This is a genomic window from Neisseria macacae ATCC 33926 (assembly GCF_022749495.1).
In the GTDB taxonomy this organism is placed as follows: domain Bacteria; phylum Pseudomonadota; class Gammaproteobacteria; order Burkholderiales; family Neisseriaceae; genus Neisseria; species Neisseria macacae.
In genome coordinates this window covers 2,124,305-2,149,752 of record NZ_CP094241.1, presented here as the reverse complement: position 1 = coordinate 2,149,752, position 25,448 = coordinate 2,124,305, and the positions used below count along the sequence as shown (strand labels likewise).

At 51.5% G+C, this 25,448-nt stretch carries 24 protein-coding genes; 16 read left to right on the top strand and 8 right to left on the bottom strand.

Features of this window, described 5'->3' with window-relative positions; genetic code table 11:
* Positions 1-5: 5 nt before the first annotated feature.
* Positions 6-1,445 carry a D-alanyl-D-alanine carboxypeptidase/D-alanyl-D-alanine endopeptidase gene (dacB, locus tag MON40_RS10340; protein ID WP_003776757.1) on the bottom strand — a complete coding sequence of 480 codons (1,440 nt, stop codon included), beginning with the start codon at positions 1,443-1,445 and terminating at the stop codon, positions 6-8.
* A gap of 165 nt (positions 1,446-1,610) precedes the next feature.
* On the opposite strand from dacB, the gene gloA reads away from it, so the two are divergent.
* Complete coding sequence (gene gloA / locus MON40_RS10335) at positions 1,611-2,018, top strand: lactoylglutathione lyase (protein WP_242925899.1); 408 nt, start codon at positions 1,611-1,613, stop codon at positions 2,016-2,018.
* An 84-nt stretch (positions 2,019-2,102) separates the two neighbouring features.
* On the opposite strand, the gene MON40_RS10330 is transcribed toward gloA, so the two are convergent.
* The 5 genes from MON40_RS10330 to MON40_RS10310 all read right to left on the bottom strand — a co-directional run bounded on the left by MON40_RS10330 (position 2,103) and on the right by MON40_RS10310 (position 7,023).
* Positions 2,103-2,744: a glutathione S-transferase family protein gene (locus MON40_RS10330; protein WP_003776760.1), complete on the bottom strand. Its 642-nt coding sequence runs from the start codon at positions 2,742-2,744 to the stop codon at positions 2,103-2,105.
* Positions 2,745-2,828: 84 nt separating this feature from the next.
* A complete protein-coding gene (locus MON40_RS10325; protein ID WP_039862760.1) occupies positions 2,829-3,470 on the bottom strand; it encodes a glutathione S-transferase family protein in 642 nt (213 codons plus the stop codon).
* A 66-nt stretch (positions 3,471-3,536) separates the two neighbouring features.
* Positions 3,537-4,055: a PqiC family protein gene (locus MON40_RS10320; RefSeq protein ID WP_003776764.1), complete on the bottom strand. Its 519-nt coding sequence runs from the start codon at positions 4,053-4,055 to the stop codon at positions 3,537-3,539.
* On the bottom strand, positions 4,055-5,716 hold the full coding sequence (gene pqiB / locus MON40_RS10315) for an intermembrane transport protein PqiB (RefSeq protein ID WP_003769024.1): 1,662 nt from the start codon (positions 5,714-5,716) through the stop codon (positions 4,055-4,057). Before pqiB ends, MON40_RS10320 begins: the two co-directional genes overlap by 1 nt.
* On the bottom strand, positions 5,713-7,023 hold the full coding sequence (locus MON40_RS10310; RefSeq protein ID WP_003776766.1) for a paraquat-inducible protein A: 1,311 nt from the start codon (positions 7,021-7,023) through the stop codon (positions 5,713-5,715). The genes pqiB and MON40_RS10310 overlap by 4 nt, the downstream gene beginning before the upstream one ends.
* 481 nt (positions 7,024-7,504) lie before the next feature.
* On the opposite strand from MON40_RS10310, the gene MON40_RS10305 reads away from it, so the two are divergent.
* The gene (locus tag MON40_RS10305) at positions 7,505-8,128 is read left to right on the top strand and encodes a biliverdin-producing heme oxygenase (RefSeq protein WP_009311207.1); all 624 of its coding nucleotides are present in this window, start codon (positions 7,505-7,507) and stop codon (positions 8,126-8,128) included.
* A 278-nt stretch (positions 8,129-8,406) separates the two neighbouring features.
* Positions 8,407-10,785: a TonB-dependent hemoglobin/transferrin/lactoferrin family receptor gene (locus tag MON40_RS10300; RefSeq protein ID WP_003776773.1), complete on the top strand. Its 2,379-nt coding sequence runs from the start codon at positions 8,407-8,409 to the stop codon at positions 10,783-10,785.
* A gap of 361 nt (positions 10,786-11,146) precedes the next feature.
* On the opposite strand, the gene MON40_RS10295 is transcribed toward MON40_RS10300, so the two are convergent.
* The gene (locus MON40_RS10295) at positions 11,147-11,569 is read right to left on the bottom strand and encodes a hypothetical protein (protein WP_003776776.1); all 423 of its coding nucleotides are present in this window, start codon (positions 11,567-11,569) and stop codon (positions 11,147-11,149) included.
* 372 nt (positions 11,570-11,941) lie between these two features.
* Here MON40_RS10295 and MON40_RS10290 point away from each other — a divergent pair, with 372 nt between their 5' ends.
* The 10 genes from MON40_RS10290 (at position 11,942) to MON40_RS10245 (ending at position 21,695) form a co-directional block, all read left to right on the top strand.
* Positions 11,942-12,691 (top strand): GNAT family N-acetyltransferase, encoded by a 750-nt coding sequence (locus MON40_RS10290; protein WP_003769049.1) that lies wholly within the window; start codon positions 11,942-11,944, stop codon positions 12,689-12,691.
* A gap of 114 nt (positions 12,692-12,805) precedes the next feature.
* Positions 12,806-13,555 (top strand): lysophospholipid acyltransferase family protein, encoded by a 750-nt coding sequence (locus MON40_RS10285; protein ID WP_003776778.1) that lies wholly within the window; start codon positions 12,806-12,808, stop codon positions 13,553-13,555.
* A 77-nt stretch (positions 13,556-13,632) separates the two neighbouring features.
* Positions 13,633-14,439, top strand: a complete 807-nt coding sequence (gene thiD, locus MON40_RS10280; protein ID WP_003776780.1) for a bifunctional hydroxymethylpyrimidine kinase/phosphomethylpyrimidine kinase — start codon at positions 13,633-13,635, stop codon at positions 14,437-14,439.
* Positions 14,440-14,546: 107 nt separating this feature from the next.
* Complete coding sequence (locus tag MON40_RS10275) at positions 14,547-14,966, top strand: OsmC family protein (protein WP_003741038.1); 420 nt, start codon at positions 14,547-14,549, stop codon at positions 14,964-14,966.
* 362 nt (positions 14,967-15,328) lie between these two features.
* Entirely contained in the window at positions 15,329-16,045 is a 717-nt protein-coding gene (locus MON40_RS10270; RefSeq protein WP_003769051.1) for a GntR family transcriptional regulator, read from the top strand.
* A 159-nt stretch (positions 16,046-16,204) separates the two neighbouring features.
* Positions 16,205-16,981, top strand: a complete 777-nt coding sequence (locus tag MON40_RS10265; RefSeq protein ID WP_003776785.1) for a DeoR/GlpR family DNA-binding transcription regulator — start codon at positions 16,205-16,207, stop codon at positions 16,979-16,981.
* A gap of 149 nt (positions 16,982-17,130) precedes the next feature.
* On the top strand, positions 17,131-17,754 hold the full coding sequence (locus tag MON40_RS10260) for a hypothetical protein (protein ID WP_003776787.1): 624 nt from the start codon (positions 17,131-17,133) through the stop codon (positions 17,752-17,754).
* Positions 17,755-17,877: 123 nt separating this feature from the next.
* Entirely contained in the window at positions 17,878-19,566 is a 1,689-nt protein-coding gene (locus MON40_RS10255; RefSeq protein WP_003776791.1) for a glutamine--tRNA ligase/YqeY domain fusion protein, read from the top strand.
* 253 nt (positions 19,567-19,819) lie between these two features.
* On the top strand, positions 19,820-20,725 hold the full coding sequence (locus MON40_RS10250; RefSeq protein WP_039862761.1) for a hypothetical protein: 906 nt from the start codon (positions 19,820-19,822) through the stop codon (positions 20,723-20,725).
* Between the two features lie 67 nt (positions 20,726-20,792).
* Positions 20,793-21,695 carry a DMT family transporter gene (locus tag MON40_RS10245; protein WP_003776795.1) on the top strand — a complete coding sequence of 301 codons (903 nt, stop codon included), beginning with the start codon at positions 20,793-20,795 and terminating at the stop codon, positions 21,693-21,695.
* A gap of 52 nt (positions 21,696-21,747) precedes the next feature.
* Here MON40_RS10245 and MON40_RS10240 read toward each other — a convergent pair whose 3' ends face one another.
* On the bottom strand, positions 21,748-22,392 hold the full coding sequence (locus MON40_RS10240) for a hypothetical protein (protein ID WP_003756053.1): 645 nt from the start codon (positions 22,390-22,392) through the stop codon (positions 21,748-21,750).
* 181 nt (positions 22,393-22,573) lie between these two features.
* On the opposite strand from MON40_RS10240, the gene MON40_RS10235 reads away from it, so the two are divergent.
* The 3 genes from MON40_RS10235 (at position 22,574) to MON40_RS10225 (ending at position 25,219) form a co-directional block, all read left to right on the top strand.
* A complete protein-coding gene (locus tag MON40_RS10235) occupies positions 22,574-23,179 on the top strand; it encodes a DNA glycosylase (protein ID WP_039862763.1) in 606 nt (201 codons plus the stop codon).
* Between the two features lie 75 nt (positions 23,180-23,254).
* Positions 23,255-24,457: a tryptophan synthase subunit beta gene (trpB, locus tag MON40_RS10230; protein ID WP_003776797.1), complete on the top strand. Its 1,203-nt coding sequence runs from the start codon at positions 23,255-23,257 to the stop codon at positions 24,455-24,457.
* Positions 24,458-24,502: 45 nt separating this feature from the next.
* Positions 24,503-25,219: a hypothetical protein gene (locus MON40_RS10225; protein ID WP_003776801.1), complete on the top strand. Its 717-nt coding sequence runs from the start codon at positions 24,503-24,505 to the stop codon at positions 25,217-25,219.
* The last annotated feature ends 229 nt before the right edge of the window (positions 25,220-25,448 follow it).

Below are 25,448 nucleotides of genomic sequence, written 5' to 3'. Positions count from 1 at the left end.
GCTTTTTAAGCTTCCATTCGTTCTGCGCACTTCATTTTCGCATCAATCCAAGCGTCACCGCCGGGCTGTACGATTTTTGAAACCAGTTTATCCAAATCATTCAGATAGTTGGTTGCATTCGGACTGTTAATCACCACCACCACGATCTTGGGTTTGTCTCCCAGCCAATATCCGGCGAGGGCGCGTACATCTTTGAGCGTACCCGTTTTCAGGCGCAGGGCAGGGCCTGCCTGTTTGAGGCGGTATTTCAGCGTGCCATCTTTACCAGCAATGGGTAAGGTATCGATGAAGTCTTGTTTGAACGGGCTGAAATAGGCTTTTTCCAGCATTTGCGCCAACATATTGGCGCTGACGCGTTCACGGCGGGATAGGCCCGAACCGTTTTCCAAGACCAAGTTTTCCGTATCCACGCCCGCGGTAGCCAATTCACGTTTTACGGCTGAAGAGGCTTGCTGCAAGGCGGAGTTGCCGGAATGCTCGCCTCCCAATTTCAGGAATACGGAGCGCGCAATCAGATTATTCGAATATTTGTTCATGTCCGTCAAAATGGCAGACATGGGTTTGGATTGGTGTACTGCCAGCGTTTTGGAATGAGGTGGTACGGATGCTGCCCTGATGCCGTCGGTAATTTCTCCGCCTGAATAACGCCATTGGTTGATAAAGCTCTTTTGTACAAATTCACGCATGTTCAACATGTTGACGTACATTTCATTGCCCAAACACGATTCCGGAACTTTGCCGGAAACATGCAATACGCCGCCTTTGTAGTTTGCGCGCATATGGTTTTGCAAGGCTTTGCAGGATGCGTTTGATGGCGTGACGTTGATTTTGTTGTCGATTTTAATATCGGGAAGGGGCGGGTTGGTCACAAGATCCACTCCGCCCATGTCATTGCGTTCCGGTTTGACCGATACGACTTTGTAAGCCAGCATATGCGGGTCGGGCGGCGTCATAAATAGAGAGCCGACATCGGATTCGAAATCGCTCGGATTTTGAATATCTCCCCATAAATGGCGGTCGAGTACCAAGCCGCCGGTGATTTTGCGTATGCCTTTATCGCGCAATTGCTGCTGCATCCCGACCAAGCCTTCTTGGTCGAAAACAGGGTCTCCGCTGCCGACCCAGTAAATATCGCCTTGCAAGGTATCGCCTTGAATCGTGCCGTCACTTTTAAATTGGGTCGTCCAGCGGTAATCGCCGCCCAAAGCTTTAAATGCGGCAAACGCTGTAACCAGCTTCATGGTCGATGCGGGGTTGACCGGCACATTCGAACGGTGATCGACCAAGACGTTTCCACTGTCCAATTCTTGAACATACACGGAAATTTCGTCTTGAGGGATGCGGCCGAAATCGATGGCAAATGCCGGCAAAGAGAGGATGGACAGCCATAAAAGAGTGGCTGTTTGTCTTAACTTCATGATGGTTCTGAAAAACACATAAAGCATAATTATAAAGCAAGGTCGTCTGAAAAACGAGGATGGCTGCCTGACGGATGAAAAAGTTGTTTCTTATGGATAAAATGTGTCGCTATTTCGTTCCGTGCAGACAATCGGCGCTTAGGGCGAACTATGATAAAATCTGTTTTTAAAACAATATAAAAGGAATATATTATGCGACTGCTCCATACGATGTTGCGCGTTGGCAACCTCGAAAAATCTTTGGACTTCTATCAAAATGTTTTAGGCATGTCTTTGCTGCGCCGCCACGATTATCCCGAAGGACGGTTTACTTTGGCGTTTGTCGGTTACGGCGGTGAGGCTGAAAATACCGTACTGGAATTGACGCACAACTGGGATACGGAAAGCTATGATATCGGCAACGCTTACGGTCATATCGCAGTGGAAGTGGATGATGCGTATGAGGCTTGCGAACGGGTCAGACAAAAAGGCGGCAAAGTCGTGCGCGAGGCAGGACCGATGATGCACGGCACAACCGTTATTGCTTTTGTGGAAGATCCTGACGGTTATAAAATTGAATTTATCCAAAAAAACAGCGGTAATGATTCGGTGAAATACTGATTTTCCAATCGTCTGATAAAAGGTCGTCTGAAAGCCCTTCTCAATCAGGTTTTCAGACGACTTTTTTGTTTTAATAGCCTTGATTTATTCCGCAGGCGGCATTTGGGCAACGGTTTCCTGCGCCCATGCCATGGTTTCGGCAAAGGCGGGACGGGCGAGATGTTTGGCGGCGTAGCGTTGCAATACATCGGTTTCATCGGCAGGCAATACTTTAAAGTTTTGCGTTAAGAGCAGAATCAGCCCGGAATAGTACAGATCCAGCGCGGTAAAGCTGTTGCCGATAATGTAGTCGCGGTTTTTCAAGTGTTCGCGCAAGGTGTTCCATGCGGTATCAAAATCGCCGTAACCGATTTGGCGGCGGCGCTCGGGCGTATCGACAGGCAGGTTGTGCAGTTTGTTGAAGGCTGCGTATTCGAGGTGCAGCGACAGGCACATCCAGCGGTAGTATTCGCCGCGTTCCAATGTGTCTGCGGCAGGGATGAGGTGTTTGTCGGGGAACTGTTCCGCCAAAAAGGTAATGATGGCGAGCGATTCAGTCAATACGGTATCACCGAATTTGAGCGCGGGAACCCGCCCTTGGGGATTGATGGCGAGATATTCGGCGGACTGAATCTGTGCGCCGAATTGGATGGGGACAACGGTGTATTCCGCACCGCATTCTTTCAACATCCATACGACGTATGTGCCGCGTGAAAAGGGATGGGTGTAGAGCGTGATGTCTTGCATGTCTTTTCCTTTTGCGTTGTGAATGTTTTTGGCGAAACCCGCGCAGTAGGTTTCAGACGACCTTTCGGTTCTAATAATCTTGATTTATGCAACAGGCGGCATTTGGGCGGCGGTTTCCAGCATCCATGCTGTGGTTTCGGCGAAAGCGGGGCGGGCGAGATGTTTGGCGGCGTAGCGTTGCAATACGTCGGTTTCATCGGCGGGCAACACTTTCCAATTTTGCGTTAAGTGCAGAATCAGCGCGGAGCAGTACAAATCCATCGCGGTAAAGCTGTTGCCGACGATGTAGTCGCGGTTTTTCAAGTGTTCGCGCAATGTGTTCCATGCGGTATCGAAATCGCCGTAACCGATTTGGCGGCGGCATTCGGGCGTATCGACAGGCAGGTTGTGCAGTTTGTTGAAGGCTGCGTATTCGAGGTGCATCAATATGCACATCCAGCGGTAGTATTCGCCGCGCTCCAACGTACCTGCGGCGGGGATAAGGTGTTTGTCGGGGAATTGTTCTGCCAAAAAGGTAATGATGGCGGTCGATTCGGTCAGTACGGCATCACCGAATTTCAGTGCGGGGACTTGCCCTTGGGGATTGATGGCGAGATATTCGGCGGATTTCATTTGCGTGCCGAACTGGACCGGTACGACGGTGTATTCCGCGCCGCATTCTTTGAGCATCCATACGACGTATCTGCCGCGTGAAAAGGGATGGGTATAGAGCGTGATGTTTTGCATGTTTCTTCCTTTTGCACGATCAATGGTTTTGGCAAAACCCACAACATGGGTTTTCAGACGACCTCATCAATAGGCAATGCTTTTTGCTGCTTCGTTCAAACCGTTTTCCAAAGATTCCAGCATGGCGGTATAACCGTCGCCTTGTTGCGGGGTGGTAACGTCAAACGGTTTGTTGCGTCCGTCCGGCCACAGGGCGTAGCCGCTGACGGTAGTCTGCCCCTGATAGCTGCCTTGGAAAGCTTCGATATAGATTTTCAGGGTTTGGCCACTTTGGCTGCGTGAGGCGGGAACGAAAGTATGGCGCGGGTTGAGGCGGTTGAGTTTGTTGCTGAAGTTCGCCGCCAACGCGCCGTCAAGCGACGCTGCCCAAAGGTGGTTCTTCGCCAGATTCACGTGATACGCGTCGGTTTGATAAACGAGGCCGCCGTTGGCGAGCGGTTCGGCAAGGTTGACTTTGACCGTGATTTCACTGCCTTGCGCCGCCGGCCGGATGTATTGGCTGTCGGGCAGGACGAAATATTGCGGGCTTTGCGCGGTGCCGCAGGCGGCAAGCGTCAGGGCGGCGGCAATCGGGAAGAGGCGCATTATCGGCTTCCTTTCGGGATGGGGTCTTTGCTGCTGCTGTTGAAAATCAGCGCATTGGGTTTTTCTTTCAAAGTATTAATGACGGGCTGTACGTCCCTGAGGGTTTTGTCCAAACTTTGCAGGGTATTTTGCACGTCGCCGTAGATGGGTGATTGCGGCGATACGCCTTGCAGGGTTTGACGCAATTCTTTCAGGGTTTGGTTCAGCTCGTTCGGAATGTTTTGCGTTTGCGGTTTGCCGACCAGTTTGTCAATGGAGCTTAAAGCGGCATTGGCGGATTTGAGGGTGGATTTGAGTTCGGCAAGCGAGCCGTTCAACCCGGCAACGGTTTTATCCAACGGCAGATTGTTGAATTTCTCCAGTAAATCCGCCACTTTTGCCTGCAAATCATCCAAACCGCCGCCTTGTGTGGCAATGACGGTATCGCCTGCGTAAACAGTGTGCGGTCGCAGCTTGGGCGAAGACGAGGGTTGGTCGGTCAGTTCGACCATTTTGCTGCCGGTAATCAAGTTGTTGCTGGAGATGGTGGCGGTCAGACCTTTGCCCAAAGCGGCTTGGAATTGTTGTTTCCAATGTTCTTTGCTTTGTTCGTCGGCATTGATTTCCATGCGCGACGGCTCGATGCGGATGCGCACGGGAATCCAGCCGTTTTCAAACAGATGCAGGCTGTCGTTGCGGTCGAAATAGGGAACGTCGGAAACCACGCCAACATTCAGCCCTTTGTATTCGACGGGCGAGCCTGCGGTCAGACCGCGCACGGACTGTTTGAAAAACGCGGTGTAATACAACGAACGGTCGTCGGGCAGGTTTGCCACTTCGCTGCGGCTGTCGTAAAGCGTAAAACTGTCTTCGCTTTTCACATTTTTGCTGTTTTTGGTTTTCGGCGAATCAAACGAAATTGCGCCGGAAAGCAACGCAGGCAGAGGGGCGGAATTGAGTTTCACGCCGCTGCCTGTGGTTTCGATATTGATGCCGCTCTCTAGCCAAAAGCGGCTTTCTGAATTAATCAATTTGTCGTTCGGGCTTTGGATGAAGATGGTGTAATGCACGGTTTGGTCGGCAGGCTCGAAATGCGCGCTTTCTACCTGTCCGACCATAAAGTTTTCATAAAGTACGGGGCTGCTGACGTTGAGGATTTTATCGTTTTGACCGACCAGCTTCAGGCGCAGGCCGCTTTGCCCGATGGCGGCAATCGGCGGGATGTCCTGCACTTCAAATACATCCTTCGTTTCATTGCTTTTGCCCGGCGTGAACGCGATATACGAGCCGGACAGGAGCGTGCTCAAACCGGTTACGCCGCTTTGGTCGATGCGTGGTTTCACCACCCAAAACTGCGTATCGCTGCGGATGAGGTCTTTCGCATCGGCGTTAAGCTGGGCGGTGACTTCCACGCCCTTTTGGTCGTCACGCAGTTTGATGCGGGTAACGTGTCCGACATCGACGTTCAACACTTTAATCACCGTGTTGTTGACTTCAATGCCTTCCGCGCTGTCCATCAAAAGCGTGACGACCGGACCTCGGTTGCGAATGTCCTTTACCAGCAGCCAGCCGCCCGCAATCAGCGCAATCAGCGGAATCAGCCACACGATAGATGTGAAGACATTGGTTTTTTTGACGCGCGCGGGTGCGCGATGCGTTTGAGAAGAATCGTGTTTTTTCATTGTTTCTGGTTATCGTCGGAATCGGGGTCGTCTGAAAGCTGCTGCTGCCTGTCCCAAATCAGGCGGGGGTCGAAATAATAGGCAGACAGCATGGTCAATACCACCACCAGGCAGAAATAAACCGCCGCCCCGCCGGGGACGACGCGCGCCATGTTGGTGTGGAACGAACTCATCAAAATAATAATCACAAAAATATCAATCATCGACCAGCGGCCGATGGATTCGGTAATCCGGTAAAGCACCGACATTTTCGGCGCGCTCATCGGCGGTTTGAAATAAGCAGACGCAATCAAAACCGCCATCGCGATAATCTTCAATACCGGCACCAAAATACTCGCGCTGAAAATAATCACCGCAATCAGCCTGTCGCCATCGTTCCACATATACACAATGCCGTTGAAAATCGTATTGACTTCCAGCGCGGTAGGGTTCGACGAAATCATAATCGGCAGAATATTTGCAGGGAAATACAGGATAAACGCCGCAATCAAAAATGCCAGCGAAATGCTCAGGCTTTTCGGGCGGCGGCGGTATAAATCCGCACCGCAGACCTCGCAAGGCTGCTCGTCTTTATCGCGGAAATACAGGCAGCGGCTGCAACAGGTTTTGTCTTCGGATGCCGTTTGCACCGCATCTCCGCCCGTCAGCCTGTGGATTTTATAATAAACCCAATGCTGAGGAATCGAGACCGAAGTCCGAATCAGCATGACCGACAGCGCAAACATCAAATAAAATGCCGAGCCGAATTCAACCTCCGCCACAGACGAGAGCTTGATATACGCCACCAAAGTGGAAATAAAGAACACATCCACCATAATCGCATGACGCAGCCTGACCAAAACCCGCGTCGCAAACCGCAGCGCAGGATACGCCCGCTCGCGCACCAACGCGGTATAAACGTACAAACAAAGCAGCAAAAACAATACCGGCGCACCGAAAGTGAGGACGAACATCACTTCCGCCAGAAAACCGTAATCCTGATAAATCAAAAGCCGCATCATTTCAGGCAGCGACAGGACGGATGTTACGCCAAAGAGTTCCACGCGGATATAAACCATGCTGTACGCAAACGCCATCAAAATCAGCGAAGTCGTCGCGTAAGCCAGCGGCGCAACATAAGGATTGTTTTCCACCTCAACCACTTCATGATTGCACACCGGACAATGTGCTTCCTGCCCCTGCCGCAGGCGCGGAATATCCATGCGGTTGCCACAGTCCGGGCAATCCACCGTATGCGCCGGCAGCGATGCGTCGGGCAGGTAGGATTTATAACGCCACCAGCGCGTATAGCTAGGAATCGGTTTCATGGAGGAGGGAAGAGGTCAAAGAGGCAGGTATTATAAAGGAAAACATAGGGATAGCCCAAATTGCTTACATATGGGGGAGACAGTGTCTGGAAAATAAATTATGACTATGTGAATAGTATTGTTTACAATCAATTCGGGGTCGTCTGAAACGCTTTCAGACGACCCCTTGCCATATTTGTTGCAAATATGCGAAAACAACAGATTTATGTAAATAATAGCAAGTTAAATTCTTGATGATGTAATAGAAATGATATATATTCCTAAATTGTTTTGTAATATGACAGATTTCATTTGTTCATTCGTAAACGATTCTGTACCTAAATATCTCAAAATCATAAATTTCCATTCCCAAACACAGATTTCCCATCACTTATTTTTTATTGATTCGGGCAGCCTTCATTTGAGGTCGTCTGAAAAACCTGTTGTACAGGTTTCGTCAAAACCGTCAATTAAATTTTGTAGATCATCAAAGGATATTCACATGAGCGAAACACAAGAGCTGACCTTTGCCAAACGGCTGAAAGAGCAAACCGCTACCATTCACGACAGCGTGGACAATTTGGTTATGTCTGTCGAGCCGTTTACCAACAAAGAGAACTACATCAAATTCTTGAAGCTGCAATCCGTGTTCCACAAAGCGGTCGATCATATCTATAAAGACCCTGAGTTGAACAAAGCCATTCCTGAGCTGGAATACATGGCGCGTTACGACGCGGTAACGCAAGACTTGGCGGATTTGGGCGACAAACCCTACGAATACGGCAAACCGCTGCCGCACGAAACCGGCAATAAAGCCATCGGCTGGCTGTATTGCGCCGAAGGTTCCAATTTGGGCGCTGCATTTTTGTTTAAACACGCGCAAAAGCTGGATTACAACGGCGAACACGGTGCGCGCCACCTCGCTCCCCATCCGAACGGACGCGGCAAACATTGGCGTGCCTTTGTCGAACATTTGAATGCTTTAGGCTTAAGCCCCGAAGCCGAAGCCGAGGCAATTCAAGGTGCAAAAGATGCGTTTGCGTTCTACAAAGTCGTTCTGCGCGAAACCTTCGGCCTGCCTGAAGGCGCGGAAGCTCCGGAAGGCTTTGTTCCGCACCGCCACTAAATGCAGGTTATTGATAGGTCATCGATATGTTTTCCGGCGCAATATTTTGCGCCGGAAAACAGTTGAAGTCCGAAATATCAACCCCTTACATATGGTATGGGCAAGGAAGGCCGCTTTTATCCGGTTTCCGTTTCCGTATTTAAAAATTTATTGGCCATCCGTTACAGGGATTTATATTCGTCATTGCTTTCAATGTAAATATAAATGATTATCAAAAATTTTCATTGTTGAATTAAGCTGAATATTGGTCAATTTTATTGTTTCTGAGGTTTTGAACCATGAAATCATCACACATACTCCCTATTGCCGCCCTTGTCGGCAGTATTTTCGGCAATCCCGTGTTTGCGGCGGATAATGCTGCGCAATCAACGGCTGCCGAGCCCATGCAAGCCGAACTGAAACAGGTAACGGTAAAAGGGCATCGCAACGCGCCCGCCGCCGTGGAACGGGTCAACCTCGGCCGTATCCAACAGGAAATGATACGCGACAACAAAGACTTGGTGCGCTATTCCACCGATGTCGGTCTGAGCGACAGCGGCCGCCATCAAAAAGGCTTTGCCATTCGTGGCGTGGAAGGCAACCGTGTCGGCGTCAGTATTGACGGCGTGAGCCTGCCTGATTCGGAAGAAAACTCACTGTATGCCCGTTACGGCAATTTCAACAGTTCGCGCTTGTCCATCGACCCTGAACTGGTGCGCAACATCGACATCGTGAAAGGGGCGGACTCTTTCAATACCGGCAGCGGCGCCTTGGGCGGCGGTGTGAATTACCAAACCCTGCAAGGACGTGATTTGCTGCTGCCGGAGCGGCAGTTCGGCGTGATGATGAAAAACGGTTACAGCAGCCGCAACCGCGAATGGACGAACACAGTCGGCTTCGGCATGGATAACGGCAGCGTCGATGCAGCCTTGCTGTATTCACAACGGCGCGGCCATGAAACCGAAAGCGCGGGCAACCGCGGCTATGCGGTGGAAGGCAAGGGCAGCGGCACGAATATCCGCGGTTCGGCACGCGGCATTCCTGATCCGTCCAAACACAAATACCACAGCTTCTTGGCCAAAATCGGTTATCAGATTAATGAGAACCACCGTATCGGCGCATCGCTCAACGGCCAGCAGGGGCACAATTACACGGTTGAAGAGTCTTATAACCTGACCGATTCTTCCTGGCGCGAAGCCGACGATGTAAACAAACGGCGCAATGCCAACCTGTTTTACGAATGGACGCCTGATTCAAATTGGTTGTCGTTGTTGAAGGCAGACTTCGATTATCAGAAAACCAAAGTGGCGGCGGTTAACAACAAAGGCTCGTTCCCGATGGATTATTCCACCTGGACGCGCAACTACAATCAGAAGGATTTGGACGAAATATACAACCGCAGCATGGACACCCGCTTCAAACGCATCACCCTGCGTTTGGACAGCCAGCCGCTACAACTGGGCGGGCAGCACCGCCTGTCGTTCAAGGCCTTTGCCAGCCGCCGTGATTTTGAAAATTTAAACCGCGACGATTATTTCTTCAGCGGCCGCATCGTCCGAACCACCAGCACCATCCAGCATCCGGTGAAAACCACCAACTACGGTTTCTCGCTGTCCGACCAAATCCAATGGAACAATGTGTTTTCAAGCCGCGCGGGCATCCGTTACGACCACACCAAAATGACGCCGCAGCAACTGAATGCCGACTGTCATGCCTGCGACAAAACACCGCCCGCACCCAATACTTACAGCGGCTGGAGCGGTTTCGCCGGCTTGGCGGCGCAACTGAATCAGGCTTGGCGTGTCGGTTACGACATCACTTCCGGCTACCGTGTCCCCAATGCGTCCGAAGTGTATTTCACCTACAACCACGGTTCGGGTAATTGGCTGCCCAATCCTAACCTGAAAGCCGAGCGCAGCACCACCCACACCCTCTCCCTGCAAGGACGCGGCGAAAAAGGTACGCTGGATGCCAACCTGTATCAAAGCAACTACCGCAATTTCCTGTCTGAAGAGCAGAAACTGACCGCCAGCGGCGAACCCGGCTGCACCCAGATGGATTATTACTACGGTCTGTGCAGCGCCCCCTACACCGAAAAACTGGATTGGCAGATGCAGAATATCGACAAGGCAAGGGTTCGCGGTCTTGAGCTGACAGGTCGTCTGAATTTGGACAAAGTAGTCTCTTTTGTCCCTGAAGGCTGGAAGCTGTTTGGTTCCGTGGGTTACGCGAAAAGCAAGCTGTCGGGCGACAACAGCCTGCTGTCCACCCAGCCGCTGAAAGTGATTGCCGGTATCGACTATGAAAGTCCGAGCGAAAAATGGGGCGTGTTCTCCCGCCTGACCTATTTGGGCGCGAAAAAGGCGAAAGATGCGCAATACACCGTTTATGAAAACAACGGCTGGGGTACGCCTTTGCAGAAAAAAGTGCAGGATTACCCGTGGCTGAACAAATCGGCTTATGTGTTCGATATGTACGGCTTCTACAAACCGGTGAAAAACCTGACCCTGCGTGCGGGCGTGTACAACCTGTTCAACCGCAAAGACACCACTTGGGATTCCCTGCGCGGTTTGTACAGTTACAGCACCACCAACGGGGTCGACCGCGACGGCAAAGGCTTGGACCGCTACCGCGCGCCCGGCCGCAACTACGCCGTATCGCTGGAATGGAAGTTCTAAGCTAATTTTTGATTGAAGAAACGGAAACAAACCGCCCGAATGTCTTGTTTGGCAGAACATTCGGGCGGTTTTATTATCCGTCTGCTTTAAAGTTTGCCGTCTTGTCCCATTTTTATAGTGGATTAACTTTAAACCAGTACGGCGTTGCCTCGCCTTAGCTCAAAGAGAACGATTCTCTAAGGTGCTGAAGCACCAAGTGAATCGGTTCCGTACTATCTGTACTGTCTGCGGCTTCGTCGCCTTGTCCTGATTTAAAGTTAATCCACTATATTTCCCAACTGTTTAATTGGATTGGGTTTCGTTGCGGCTAACTGTTTCCTTCATATTAAACGCGCTAACGTAGTTTGAGGGATGTGTTTGATTACAGGGATCTTCGGAAATACCGGCCGATTTGGTGAGTACTGCAATTCACGCGCCATTTATCGCTGTTTTGCCAATAATAATCTACGATGATGCCTTGATCGTCAGTGTAGAAAATGCGGTCTTGGTCTTGTCCGTAGCAGACGTTGCTATAGTAGTTGGTAATGATGGGCCCATTTTGGCTGCTGCCTTCGTATTCACGTCCAGCGTAGGAGTAGTAGGTATAGCGCCAGAGGTAGGCATAGCGGTCGTTTTCCGATTTGACTCCACCTTCTGTGGGTTTGACGCCATAGGATTTGATAACGGCATCGATAGGTTTGCCGACGAAACGTTTCATACGTTTGTCCAAGCTGGCACAGCCGACAGTGAGGCAAACGAGACCGGCAAGGAGGGCTGCACGGCCTATGGAGATTTTGGAGGGCATAATGCGTTTTCCTGTTATTAAAATGAAGGGCGGAATAATAAGAAAGGAATAGGCAATTTGGCAAGAGGCTACCCGAAAAACATAAAACGTTTTTCAGGTAGCCTCTTGGTTGATACACACTTTGCCTTCCTTTAATCATGCGGTGGGATTTCAATGAAGGGGTTGTCTGTATTGGGGAAAGGGCGTGCAAGATTTTTTCAAAACAGGGGAGGGGTCGTCTGAAAACAGTTGTCCCCATTCTGTTGTAAAAAATTCTTTTTGCATAGTCATTTCATCCCTAATTTGCTTCACTTGTCCGAACTCAATATAAATTCCGCCCTATATCCGCTATAATCGCAAATCGATTATCCAATGTACAAGACAGGAAAATTCATGTCCCAAAGCCGTTTCAACCAAACCGGCCCCAAAATCGGTCTGAGCGTGCGCCTTGCGGAAACGCAGGCGGAAATTGAAGCAGCACAACGCTTGCGTTATCAGGTATTCGCCCAAGAACTGGGGGCGGAAATCGAAAGCGACGACGGTCGCGATGTCGATCCTTACGACGAACATTGCCACCACCTTTTGGCTTTTGACGACGCAACCGGAGAAGTCATCGGCTGCTACCGCCTGATTACCGAAGAAACCGCCAAAAAAGTCGGCGGCTGGTATAGCGAACACGAATTTGACCTGTCCCCTTTGAAAGACATCTTGCCGCAAACCGTCGAACTCGGCCGCGCCTGCACCCATCCCGACTACCGCAACGGCGGTTTGGTCATGCTTTTGTGGTCGGGGTTGGTCAAATTCATGAAAGACGAAAACCTGCGCTTTATGATAGGCTGCGGCAGCATCGATATGCACGACGGCGGCAGCGATGCGGCGGGTCTGTATCATGCCCTGAAATCCAAATACCTCGCGCCTGAAAAATGGTGCGTCAAGCCACTCAATCCGCTCAAATGGGACGAAATTACCCCGTCGGACAAACCGGACGTCCCGCCGCTGATTAAAGGCTACCTCAATGCGGGCGCATGGTTCTGCGGCGAGCCTTGCGTCGATGAAGCGTTCAACTGCGCCGACGTGCTCATCATGATGGACATCACCCGCCTGGCAGACCGTTACCTCCAACGTTTCGCCCCTAAACCATAAAGACTAAAAGGTCGTCTGAAAACCTTTTCAGACGACCTCAACTATTGTGAAATCAGCAAATAACTGATTTTTAGCGGTTTCACCCTATACCAAGATTGTACACACCACAACCTTATGATTGCCAAACTACGTTTTACCTTCCGCCTGCTCTGCATCGGCATCTGCCTGCTTTACGGTATGGCGGAAATGTTCTTCCTGTTTCCCTTTTACAGCAAACGGCGCAAACTGCGCGCCATCCAAATTTGGTCGCTGCGCGTCCTCGCTTCATGCGGCATGAAGCTGGAAACCTTCGGCACGCTGCCTCAGGAAGGGCGGGCGCAGTTGTTAATCAGCAACCATATCTCTTGGTTGGACATCATGGCGGTCAACGGCGCATTTCCGGGTCGGTTTGTAGCGAAAGACGATGTCGCCAAATGGCCGGTAGTCGGCTATCTCGCCACGCAGGCGCAGACCGTTTACGTTTCACGCAATAAGGGCACCAAAGGCAATACCGCTAAAATCGCCACGGTAACCGAAGCCCTTAAAAACGGCGATACCGTAACCATTTTCCCAGAAGGGACGAGTACGGAAGGTTATGAAATCCTCCCGTTCAAGCCCAGCTTTTTCCAAACCGCCTACGATGCAGGCGTTCCCATTATCCCCATGCTCTGCCGCTACCCCAATCCTGACGGCACCAGTCCGAACCTTCAGGCGGCTTATGTGGGCGATACCAGCCTGTGGCAATCCATCTGTATGATCATCAGCCAGCCTTCCAGCAAGGTGGAGCTGCATTTTCTGGAGCCGGTTCCCGCCAAAGAAGACCGCTACGAAACGGCGCTGGAAATACACGGCATCTTGAGCCGAGAATTAAAAAAATTGGGCTGACAGGTCCAAACAAACGCAAAAAACTTCAAACCGCTATCCGAACCGTTTCATCAAACCAAACAATTAGGAGAAGCCAAATGGAAGAAACATTCGTCCAAACGCTGACCATCGCCGGCTCGGATTCCGGCGGCGGGGCGGGGATACAGGCGGATTTGAAGACGTTTCAGATGCGCGGCGTGTTCGGCACCAGCGTGCTGACCGCCGTGACCGCGCAAAATACGCTCGGCGTATCGGCGGTGCATCTGGTTCCGACCGACATCATTGCTGCGCAAATCGAGGCCGTCCGCGCCGATTTTGAAATCCGCGCCTATAAAATCGGGATGCTGGGTACGGCTCAAGTGATTGAATGCGTTGCCGAAAATCTGAAAAAATGCCGTTTCGGCAAGCGCGTCCTCGATCCGGTGATGATTGCCAAAGGCGGTGCGCCGCTGTTGCAGGATTCTGCCGTCGAAGCGATGAAACGCCTGCTGTTGCCCGATACGGACATTCTGACGCCGAACCTGCCCGAAGCGGAAGCCTTGACGGGCGTGCGTATTGAAAGCCGCCAAGATGCGGAACGCGCCGCCAAAATCCTGCAAGGTTGCGGCGTGAAAAACGTGGTGATTAAAGGCGGGCATTTGGGCGACAGTCGCAGCGAATACTGCACCGACTGGCTGTTTACGCCGGATGACGTGTTTGAATTTGCCGACCGCCGCTTCCCGACGGCGCATACGCACGGTACGGGCTGCACATTCTCCGCCTGTATCGCCGCCGAGCTGGCAAAAGGTTTCGAAACACTCGAAGCCGTGCAAACCGCCAAGAAATACATTACCGAAGCGATTCGCAACCCTTTGAACATCGGCGCGGGACACGGTCCGGTCAATCATTGGGCTTATCGGGATTGAACAAGGTCGTCTGAAACGGAAATTTCAGACGACCTCTTGCTATATTTATCAGTCAAATTTGTTTACAATATTGGGCAAACCAACTTCAACTTCGCGGAAGAGACATCATGCAAGTTACATCAAAATGGATAGACGGAATGTGCTTTGTCGGCACGACCGAAAACGGACACAGCGTCGTCATGGAAGGCGCGGCGGCGGAAGGGCAGGCGAAACGCGGTCCCAGCCCGATGGAAATGCTGCTTTTGGGTGTGGCGGGCTGCTCCAGCATCGATGTCGTGATGATTGCCGAGAAGCAGCGTCAAAAGGTGGTGGACTGCCAGGCGACGGTTACCGCGAAGCGCGCCGACGATGCCCCGCGCGTGTTCACCGAAATCCACATTCATTTCAAAGTCATCGGACACAACCTGACCGAATCCGCCATCGAGCGCGCCGTGCAGATGTCTGCCGAAAAATATTGTTCCGCTTCGATTATGCTGGGCAAGGCGGCGAAAATCACCCACAGTTTTGAAACCGTCGAAGCGGAGTAATTTTTCAGACGACCCCCCGTATCCTTCAGGGGTCGTCTGAAAAGCGTTTAGAGGCGGAATATTGTTAAAGCGTGAATAAAGCCCGCCCGACAAAAAAGCAGATATATTCACGCTACACTATGAATATATCTGCTTGCTTATTGTGGATTCTCTCTCTATCAGCCTTCATAACTTGGCCTTGTGAGGATATTGTGCAAGCTTCACTAGAGATTGTCAACAATTTTTAATTATATCTTAATCAGATTTTGTGCTATATCGAAATGGAATCAAGCAAAAAGCGATACGGGGCGGGTTGCCGCCGTCGCAAAATTTCTGTTATTTCAAACGATATGACACGCCAGACTATGAGGAGAGCTTAAATAATGAATACCGATAACGATACCCTCCATGCGCCTACCCCTTCTTCCATGATGCCGGCAGGCAGGCATGATTCGGAGCTGTTCCGTGTTTACGCCCTGATTTTGGACGGCATTACCGACCATGTTTTGCTGCCCGGCAAAAAACTGACCGAATCCGAGCTGTGCCGCCAGATGGTTTGCTCGCGCAATACCGTGCGCGGCGCGCTGTCCTTGTTGGCACACGACAAAATCGTCGATTTGCAACCCAATCGCGGCGCGTTCGTTCATGTTCCCGATTTGAAGGAAATGCAGGACGTGTTCAACGCGCGTATCGAAATGGAAAGCATGATTTTGAACCTCCTGTCCGATATGCCCGATTTGGAAACCCGCCTCCAGCCGCTCTACGCCATGATCGAGCGTGAAGAACAGGCATCCGACAGCGGCGACCGCGTGGGTTGGAACCGCCTGTCCAACGCCTTCCATGTCGAACTGGCGCGCCTGATCGACAACAACGTCCTGTTCGACATCATGAACACCCTGTGCGCCCGCTCTTCGCTCATCGTCGCCGTCTTCGATGCGCAGCGTCATGAAAAGCGCACCATCAACACCCACACCCATTCCGAACACCGCGAAATCCTCGACCTGCTGGTCAACGGCAAACGCAACCGCGTGGTCAAAGTCATGCGCAAACACTTAAGCGCGTGCGTGGAGCGTTTGGAACGCAAATACGAAGCGGAATAACACGAACACGGCAAAAAGGTCGTCTGAAAACCGGGATTCAGGTTTTCAGACGACCTTTGGTTTTGGGTAAAGCCGAATCGGCGGCAGCCTTTTCCGATTTTGGGTAAAAGGCGTACAATCCGAACTCAAACGAACCGGAACGAATGGAAACGAATCCAGATGAAACCGAAAATACAAAGACACGAACACATCCTCGCCCTGGTGCGCGAGCAGCATTTCATGACGGTCGAGCAGCTTGCGGAAGCCTTGGACGTTACCCCGCAGACCATACGCCGCGACATACAGGAATTGAGCGAAACGCGGCAGTTGAAGCGTTACCACGGCGGAGCGTCGGTCGGCGATATTTCCGGCGGCGTGGCGCAAGGCAAACGAAAACACTGCCAAAATGAAAAAAACGCCATCGCCCGCCTGATTGCCGCCCATATTCCCGACAATTCGTCGCTGTTTATCAGCATAGGCACGACGATGGAAGCCGTTGCCGCCGAGTTGGTCAAGCAGCGTAAAAACCTGCGGATTATCACCAACAATATTTACGTCGCCTCCATCACGTCCGCGCGCACCGACTACACCGTCATCATCACTTCCGGCGTCGTGCGCCCCTTGGACGGCGGGATTACGGGCGTGGCGACGGTCGATTTTATCAATCAGTTTAAAGTCGATTATGCCGTTATGAGTACGCACGGCGTGGAAAGCGACGGATCGCTTTTGGACTACGACTATAAAGAAGTCAGCGTCATGCAGGCGATGATGACCAATGCGCGGGTCAGGTATTTGGGCGTGGACCACAGCAAATTCAACAGCAATGCCTTGGTCAGGCTGGGCGACATCGGTTCGTTTGACAAAGTATTTACCGACCGCGTACCGGAAGCCGCCATGCAGAAGGTTTTGGGCGATGTAGGCGTAGAATGGCTGGTTGCCGAACTTGTACCGCTTTGATTTCGGGGGTTACAAAAGGTTAATGAAATTCGGGTACAATGGGGAGGCGTTTTCAGATGGCTGCTATTGAATGGGCAGGTCGTCTGAAAACAATCATCCGTATATGAATGTTCTTTGATTCAGAAGAACAGTTTTGAAAAGACATAAAGATGAATTTCCCCCGTATCAGCGAAAGAACATTTGCCGGCCTTTCATTGGCTGGCAGTATCATTATTATCATCACGACTTCGATATGGTTCAGTCAGGCAATACCCGATCGCTTCGAGCTTACATTGATTGCCGGTATGTTGATGCTTTGTTCGGCGAATCTGGTTTATGTCCTGTTTTCCCATCGTTTGCGACCTGCTACTGTGGCGGGCAGCGTGTGGATAACAACCATACTTTGGTTGTTGTTTATGATGGCGGTAGACAGTGCTGACAGTCATAATGACCCTTACTCCCCCAATTACGATCATCACGGATCAGCTTTTTTGTGGCTAGGGTTGCCTGTATTTTATGTTGGTTCGCTGATTGCTTCCATTATCGCTACCGCAGCCCGCCCCAAACTGCTCTCTTTGGAAAAATCCTCGCTTCAAGCATTTTGGGCGTCCATGCGCTGGTCTTTTATCGGCACTACCGGTTTGCTTGGGATTTTTTACCCAATCGCACTTTTGGTTATTTTGGGTATCGTTCTGTTGATTAACCTGCTGGTCAATTTGATCGATTCATCAACGGCATCAAAACGTCCGGAAGACAATGCTTCCGACCATTCTAATCTTTCATCCGATTCGTAATGGGCCATACAGAGGTCGTCTGAAACGGTTTTCAGACGACCTCTGTACCTTGTATTGACTGTAAAGCCGTCCTGTTTTCAGGTAAAATCGGCACGACATCATATTTTCAGATAGCTCCTGACCATGCTCAACAAAGACCAATTCGCGGACAACCATTTCATCCGCACCATCATCGAAGAAGACTTAAAAAGCGGCAAACACGAAGCCATCCAAACCCGTTTCCCGCCCGAACCCAACGGCTACCTGCACATCGGCCACGCCAAATCCATCTGCCTGAATTTCGGTTTGGCGTATATTTACGACGGCTTGTGCAACCTGCGTTTCGACGATACCAACCCCGAAAAAGAAAACGACGAATACGTCAACGCCATCAAAGAAGACGTCGAGTGGCTCGGTTTCCATTGGGCGGGCGAGCCGCGTTTCGCTTCCAATTATTTCGACCAGCTGTATGACTACGCCGTCGGTTTAATCAAAGACGGCAAAGCGTATGTCGATGATTTGACGCCCGAAGAAATGCGCGAATACCGAGGCACGCTGACCGAAGCGGGCAAAAACAGCCCTTACCGCGACCGCAGCGTCGAAGAAAACCTCGACCTGTTCACGCGCATGAAAAACGGCGAATTTCCCGACGGCAGCAAAACCCTGCGCCTGAAAATCGACATGGCTTCAGGCAACATCAATATGCGCGACCCCGTCATCTACCGCATCCGCCGCGCCCATCACCACAACACCGGCGACAAATGGTGCATCTACCCGATGTACGACTACACGCATTGCATTTCCGATGCCATCGAAGGCATCACGCATTCCTTGTGTACGCTCGAATTTGAAGCCCACCGCCCGCTTTATGACTGGGTGTTGGACAACATCCCCGCGCCACACGCCACCCGCCCGCGCCAATACGAGTTTTCCCGTTTGGAGCTTTTGTATTCCATCACGTCCAAACGCAAGCTGAACCAACTGGTTTCAGACGGCCACGTTGCCGGCTGGGACGACCCGCGTATGCCCACCATTTCCGGTATGCGCCGCCGCGGCTACACGCCCGAAGGCCTGCGCCTGTTTGCCAAACGCGCCGGTATTTCCAAATCTGAAAACATCGTCGATATGAGCGTGTTGGAAGGCGCGATTCGTGAAGAGCTGGAAAACTCCGCCCCGCGCCTGATGGCAGTCTTGAATCCGCTCAAAGTAACCCTGACTAACTTTGAAGCCGGCAAAACCCAAAGCCGCCGCGCCGCGTTCCATCCGAACCACGAAGAAATGGGCGAGCGCGAAATCCCAGTGTCCCAAACCATCTACATCGAAGCCGACGACTTTGCCGAAAATCCGCCCAAAGGCTTCAAACGCCTGACTCCGGGCGGCGAAGTACGCCTGCGCCACGGCTATGTGATCAAGTGTGATGAAGTGGTAAAAGACGCGGCGGGCAATGTGGTTGAACTCAAATGCAGCATCGATCATGACACCTTGGGCAAAAATCCCGAAGGCAGAAAAGTCAAAGGCGTGATTCACTGGGTTTCCGCCGAACACGCCGCCGAAATCAAAGTCCGCCTGTACGACCGCCTCTTTACCGTCGAGCGTCCCGATGCTGTGCGCGGCGAAGACGGCGAATACCTGCCGTTTACCGATTTCCTCAACCCAGAATCCATTAAGGAAATCACCGCCTACGCCGAACCCGCAGCCAAAAACCTGCCCGCCGAAAGCCGTTGGCAGTTTGAGCGTATCGGCTATTTCGTGACCGACCGCAAAGACCACCGCCCAGAGCAGCCCGTGTTCAACCGCACGGTCACGCTGAAAGACTCTTGGCAGCCCAAGTAATCTGTTGGCAACAGCAATATTGGAAGGTCGTCTGAAAACTTGGAATCTGGTTTTCAGACGACCTATTTTCTGAATATATAGTGGATTAACTTTAAACCAGTACGGCGTTGCCTCGCCTTAGCTCAAAGAGAACGATTCTCTAAGGTGCTGAAGCACCAAGTGAATCGGTTCCGTACTATCTGTACTGTCTGCGGCTTCGTCGCCTTGTCCTGATTTAAAGTTAATCCACTATAAAGAAAAGGAAATACTTGTTTTGGAGAATTTAATTCTTATTGGCATGGCCATATTGGCTATGGCTGCCATAGTTTGGATTGCCAGTATTGTGGCAATTGTTAAATCCAAAAATCCGCTGATTAGGAATTCAGCCATCATTTTTAATTTGATCGTGGTGTCGTTGTTTGGCATGTATATGGTTAAGACATGGCAAGCTAAAAGGTATGATGATTCAAGTTATCAAACGGCTAAAGAGGAGTTGGTGATTGATGGTATACGAATCCCGGCAGGCTCTAAGCTGACCGTAGCTCCTCAGGATGGGGTATCGAAAAAGCCTGATTTTTCTACTTTTAGCGAAGTTACATTTTCTCGCCCCGTTGAATGGAAAGGCATCGAAGTTAATGGAATGAATCGTTCTGCGTACCAGACTGAAGATGGTTATCAAGCAACACTGACGATGAATGCTATCGGGGAAGCCAGGACGGTTGATGTGGAAGGGTGGTCCTGCCGGAGTGACGGAGAGATAGAGTGGCAAGCATTGACTAAAGGTGGCAAGATGCCGTCCAGTCCTGCTGATTATTTCCTATCAAGTTGCATGTTAAACGAATCAGCCGAAGTGTCCCTGCCTGAGTGGTTTGTGGATGGGAAATTATATTTTTGGCGAGTGACGCGCACTGAACGTGACGGGTATTGGCAGGCAAATATTGCTTCCAATGATCAACCTTATTGGGGAAACGTCATTCTTGATTCAAATAAACAGTTAAAAAACTTTGAGCTGACATTAACACAGAAAAACTTGCCAGGCTGTGCGATTGATGATGACGGTGTTACGCTGGAATGGGATAGGGATAAACCTGATATAGTTACAGTAGTGAGCACTGTCGATCTGCCCGAATTGTGCTGGGGTAAAAAAGTTGTCCGCCCCAAATCAAAGGCGGCAGAATAGAGGTATTGAGGTCGTCTGAAAACTTGGAATCGGGTTTTCAGACGACCTTTGTTGATAAAGGAATGAGATGGAACGTTATTCTGTACATTTGAAACTGCTGGGAATGGCGGTGTTGTGGGGTGCGTCTTGGCCGATGGGGCGGATGCTGGGGCAGTCGCTGCCGCCGCTGACGGGCGGGGCGGTTCGGTTTGTGTTGGCTTCGGTTTTGTTGTTGGGCTGGTTGTTTGCGCGCAGCAGGTTTGCGACTTTTGCGGCTTTGTCGGCGCGGCAATGGCTGGGCTTGGCGGTGGCCGCTTCCGTCGGGGTGTGCGGCTATGCGGTGTTTTTCATGCTGGGTTTGCAGGCGATGCCGGCGGGTAAGGCGGCGGTGGTTGTGGCAGTGAATCCCGTGCTGACGCTGCTGCTGGCGGCTTGGTTCTTCGGCGAACGTTTAAATGCGAAGATTTTGGCGGGTATGCTGCTGGCGGTTTTGGGTGCAATAACGGCGGTAACGCAAGGACAGCCTTTGACGGTATTGTCGGGCGGCATCAAGGCGGGGGAGTGGCTGATTTTCGGCTGCGTGGTCTGCTGGGCGGCTTATACTTTAATCGGACGTGCGGTTTTGCGCGGGATAGACGCGCTGACGGTAACGGCGGCAACGTCGTTCATCGGCGCGCTGATGTTGTCGGTGGTGGCGTTGTGGACGGACGGATTGCCTTTTGAGGCAATGGCGGCGATGGATGCACGCGGTTGGACGGCATTGGCGTGGCTGGTCATCGGCGCGACGGTATTGGCCTACGCGTGGTATTTCGAAGGCGTGAAGACTTTGGGCGCAGGCAGCGCGGCGGCGTATATTACGCTCGTACCGATTTTCGGTATGCTGTCTTCGGCGTGGGTTTTGGGCGAACCGCTGCACATTTCGCTGGTTGCGGGCTGCGCGGCGGCAGTCGGCGGCATGACGCTGATGCGGTATGGGCAGAAGGTCGTCTGAAAGATTCAAGAGAGGATAAGTTCCTTATCAAACGATGGATGCTCTGTCAGTGTTATAGAAACTCAATCCAGTAGTCTCGGTGTGGTTCGATAATGACCGGTTTGCACCAGAAATATTTGAGGTATCCCAAATTGGCGGGCGTTACGGGGCGGTTGTTCATATTGAATTTTTCAGCACTTTCCCTAGTCAGGAAACATTTGACGGATACATAATGTTTACCGTCTGATTCTCTTTGAATGCCTTCGAAACCGATTCTGTCTCCCACCTTAAACTCTTTGGCAAGGAGTTGTCCGAGAAAATAAACGGTTTTGTTTTTCATCAACTCGTAGGCTTTCGCATTTTCTATTTCGGCATTTGTTGCTGCAAACATAATGCAAAAGCTGTCGATAAGGTCTTTCAGGGGCTGTAAATCGTCTTTGGAAAAGATAATGTCCGATGTATCAAGTCCGGATATAACAAGGTTTACATAATAGGGTTGCCAGATAACCGCATCAAGAGACATGCCTAAAGGGATGGTTTGCGCTTTGTAGCCGGTGATTTCAAACTTTCTCCTTTCTTTTTCATATGCCTCTGTTGAAGCAAAGACATGAAGGTTCTCCACTTTCCTGAACGGCCTTTTTTTTACGAAAGCAATGACAGGCCTGTCCAGTTGTTCGAATAAATTGAGGTTGTAGTATTCAATAGGAATTTTTTGCATTGAGACCTTTCTTTTCTATGTTTCGTGGTTTTATTCTAACATATCGCTAAAGCGGCTGTTCCGTTTGCGATAACGTTGTCTGTCGGCTTATAAACTTGTTTCAGGACAAGGCAGGGGTCGTCTGAAAAGGCGGCTGTCGTTTTATTTTGCGTCCGATATTTTCATTATCAAGGAAATCATGATGTCCGCTCCGCTTGAAATCGAAACCCATCCTTTCCCCGCCTTGCTGCCGCCGCAGGCGACGGTGATGATGATGGGGACGTTTCCGCCCAAGGAAGACAAACGCGCGATGCAGTTTCATTATCCGAATTTTCAAAACGATATGTGGCGCGTCTATGGGCTGGTGTTTTTTAATGATGCGGCGCATTTCCAAAGGTCGTCTGAAAAAGCGTTTGACGCGGAGAAAATCAAGGCGTTTTTGCGCAAACGGGGGATTGCCTCCTGCCCGACCGTGTTGAAGGCGGTGCGGGAACACGGCAATGCGTCCGACAAGTTTTTGCAAGTGGTGGAAACCGTCGATTTAGCGGCGGTGTTGGCGCAGATGCCCGACTGCCGCCATATCTGCACCACCGGCGGTAAGGCGACGGAAGTCCTGCTCGATATTCAGGGTGGCGGCATCAAAATGCCGAAAACGGGTGAAACCGTGCCATTTCCGTTTGCCGGACGGGATTTGACGCTGACCCGCCTGCCGTCCACTTCGCGCGCCTATCCTTTGAGTTTGGCGAAAAAGGCGGCGGCGTATCGGGCGTTTTTCGAAATGGCGGGTTTGTGTGAAAAACAGTTATAATTGCCGACAATTTTCCCTTTCAGACGACCTTCTTAAACCGAGGTCGTCTGAAAAAACAGACAAGGAAGAAATCCGATGAAAAACTACCACGCGCCCGACGAGAAGGGCTTTTTCGGCGAACACGGCGGACTTTATGTCTCCGAAACACTGATTCCCGCCTTGCAAGAGCTGGCGGATGCCTATCAAGCAGCGAAAAACGACCCGTCGTTTTGGGAAGAGTTCCACCGCGATTTGAAACACTACGTTGGCCGCCCCAGCCCCGTTTACCATGCCGCGCGATTATCCGAGCATCTAGGGGGCGCGCAAATCTGGTTGAAGCGCGAGGACCTGAACCACACCGGCGCGCACAAGGTAAACAACACCATCGGTCAGGCGCTGCTCGCCCGCCGCATGGGTAAAAAACGCGTCATCGCCGAAACCGGCGCGGGTCAGCACGGCGTGGCCTCCGCCACCGTCGCCGCCCGCTTTGGCATGACTTGCGACGTGTACATGGGCGCGGACGACATCCAGCGTCAAATGCCCAACGTGTTCCGCATGAAATTATTGGGCGCAAACGTGGTCAGCGTCGACAGCGGCAGCCGCACGCTGAAAGACGCGATGAACGAAGCTATGCGCGAATGGGTCGCCCGCGTGGACGACACGTTCTACATCATCGGCACCGCCGCCGGCCCCGCGCCGTATCCCGAAATGGTGCGCGACTTCCAATGCGTCATCGGCAACGAAGCCAAAGCGCAGATGCAGGAAGCCATCGGCAGACAGCCTGACGTCGCCGTTGCCTGCGTCGGCGGCGGCTCGAACGCCATCGGCCTGTTCCACCCGTATATCGGCGAAGAAAACGTGCGCCTCGTCGGCGTGGAAGCCGGCGGTTTGGGCGTGGATACCCCCGACCACGCCGCGCCGATTACCAGCAAAGCCCCCATCGGCGTACTGCACGGCTTCCGCAGCTACCTGATGCAGGACGAAAACGGCCAAGTCTTGGGTACGCACTCCGTTTCTGCAGGCCTCGACTACCCCGGCATCGGCCCGGAACACAGCCACCTGAACGACATCAAACGCGTCGAATACACCGTCGCCAAAGACGACGAAGCACTCGAGGCCTTTGATTTGTTGTGCCGCTTCGAAGGCATCATCCCCGCGCTCGAATCCAGCCACGCCCTCGCATGGGCAGTCGCCAATGCGCCGAAGATGGGCAAAGACCAAGTGATTCTGGTCAACCTGTCCGGCCGCGGCGATAAAGACATCAATACGGTGGCGAAGCTGAAAGGGATTGAGTTGTAAGGTTTCAGGTAGCCTTGGGCTACCTGAAATTTTACCTGCATCATCATGCTAGATATTCACCGCCTCCCCGCCCTTCTACTCAAAGCTTGGGACAAAGTGCAAGCCGAACACAAGCGCGAAAAATTCCGCGATAGCGTGAAACGTCAATGGCTGGAACAATTACTTAAAGCCGAACTCAAAACGCGCGGCTTTCAGACGGTCTCCGGTGGTTTTATTTATTGGGTTAAAGACGGCTACATTTTCAGCGTTGTCCAGGCTTATTTGGTGGCTGTGTTTAACGGTCAACCCATCAATGAGCGTGTATCCATCCGCATAGAAGCCAAACCGGATTGTCTGGATTCGTTGTTTTTCAAACTTTTCGGCGAAGAAGAGATGATGAAAAGCTTCAGCAGCCGACTCAATGGAGAACCATCACTGGGTTTGACAGGGATACAAGACGAGTGGCGCATACAAGAACCCGACTTCGCCCACTTTACGCTTGAGCAAATGCTGGATTGGGTGCGGCAGACTGCCGGGCAAATAGAAGCCGACATTGCCAGCTTTACACAGCAAGTGCCTGACTTAGAGGGTTTCTGCCGCTTCATGCAAAGTCGCCCGTTACAAGGTGGCATGGAAAATGAACTCTATGCGCTGGTATTGTTCCGTCTGCAGCAATACGGCGAACTGCGCCGTTTCCTAGCCGGCCGCCCCGATTTCTATCAATTTGCCAACGACACCAACCTGTTTGCCGCTTTGCGACAAATACTGGATGAGCAACCGTAGTCCAGCACGGCTAATCCGGCATTTTCCTACTCAAATCGCTCGGTTCAGCCCATTTTCTTCCAGCCATACAAAAGGCTGCCTGATATTTTTCTGCATACTATGTCGGATATGAACCACATCACCGAAAACAGGTTTTCAGACGACCTTTTCCTTATTCAATAAAGACTTTTCAGGTTTTCATCTAATCAGAGTGGGTTAAAATAGCGGAATTTGATATAAACCCTTCTCA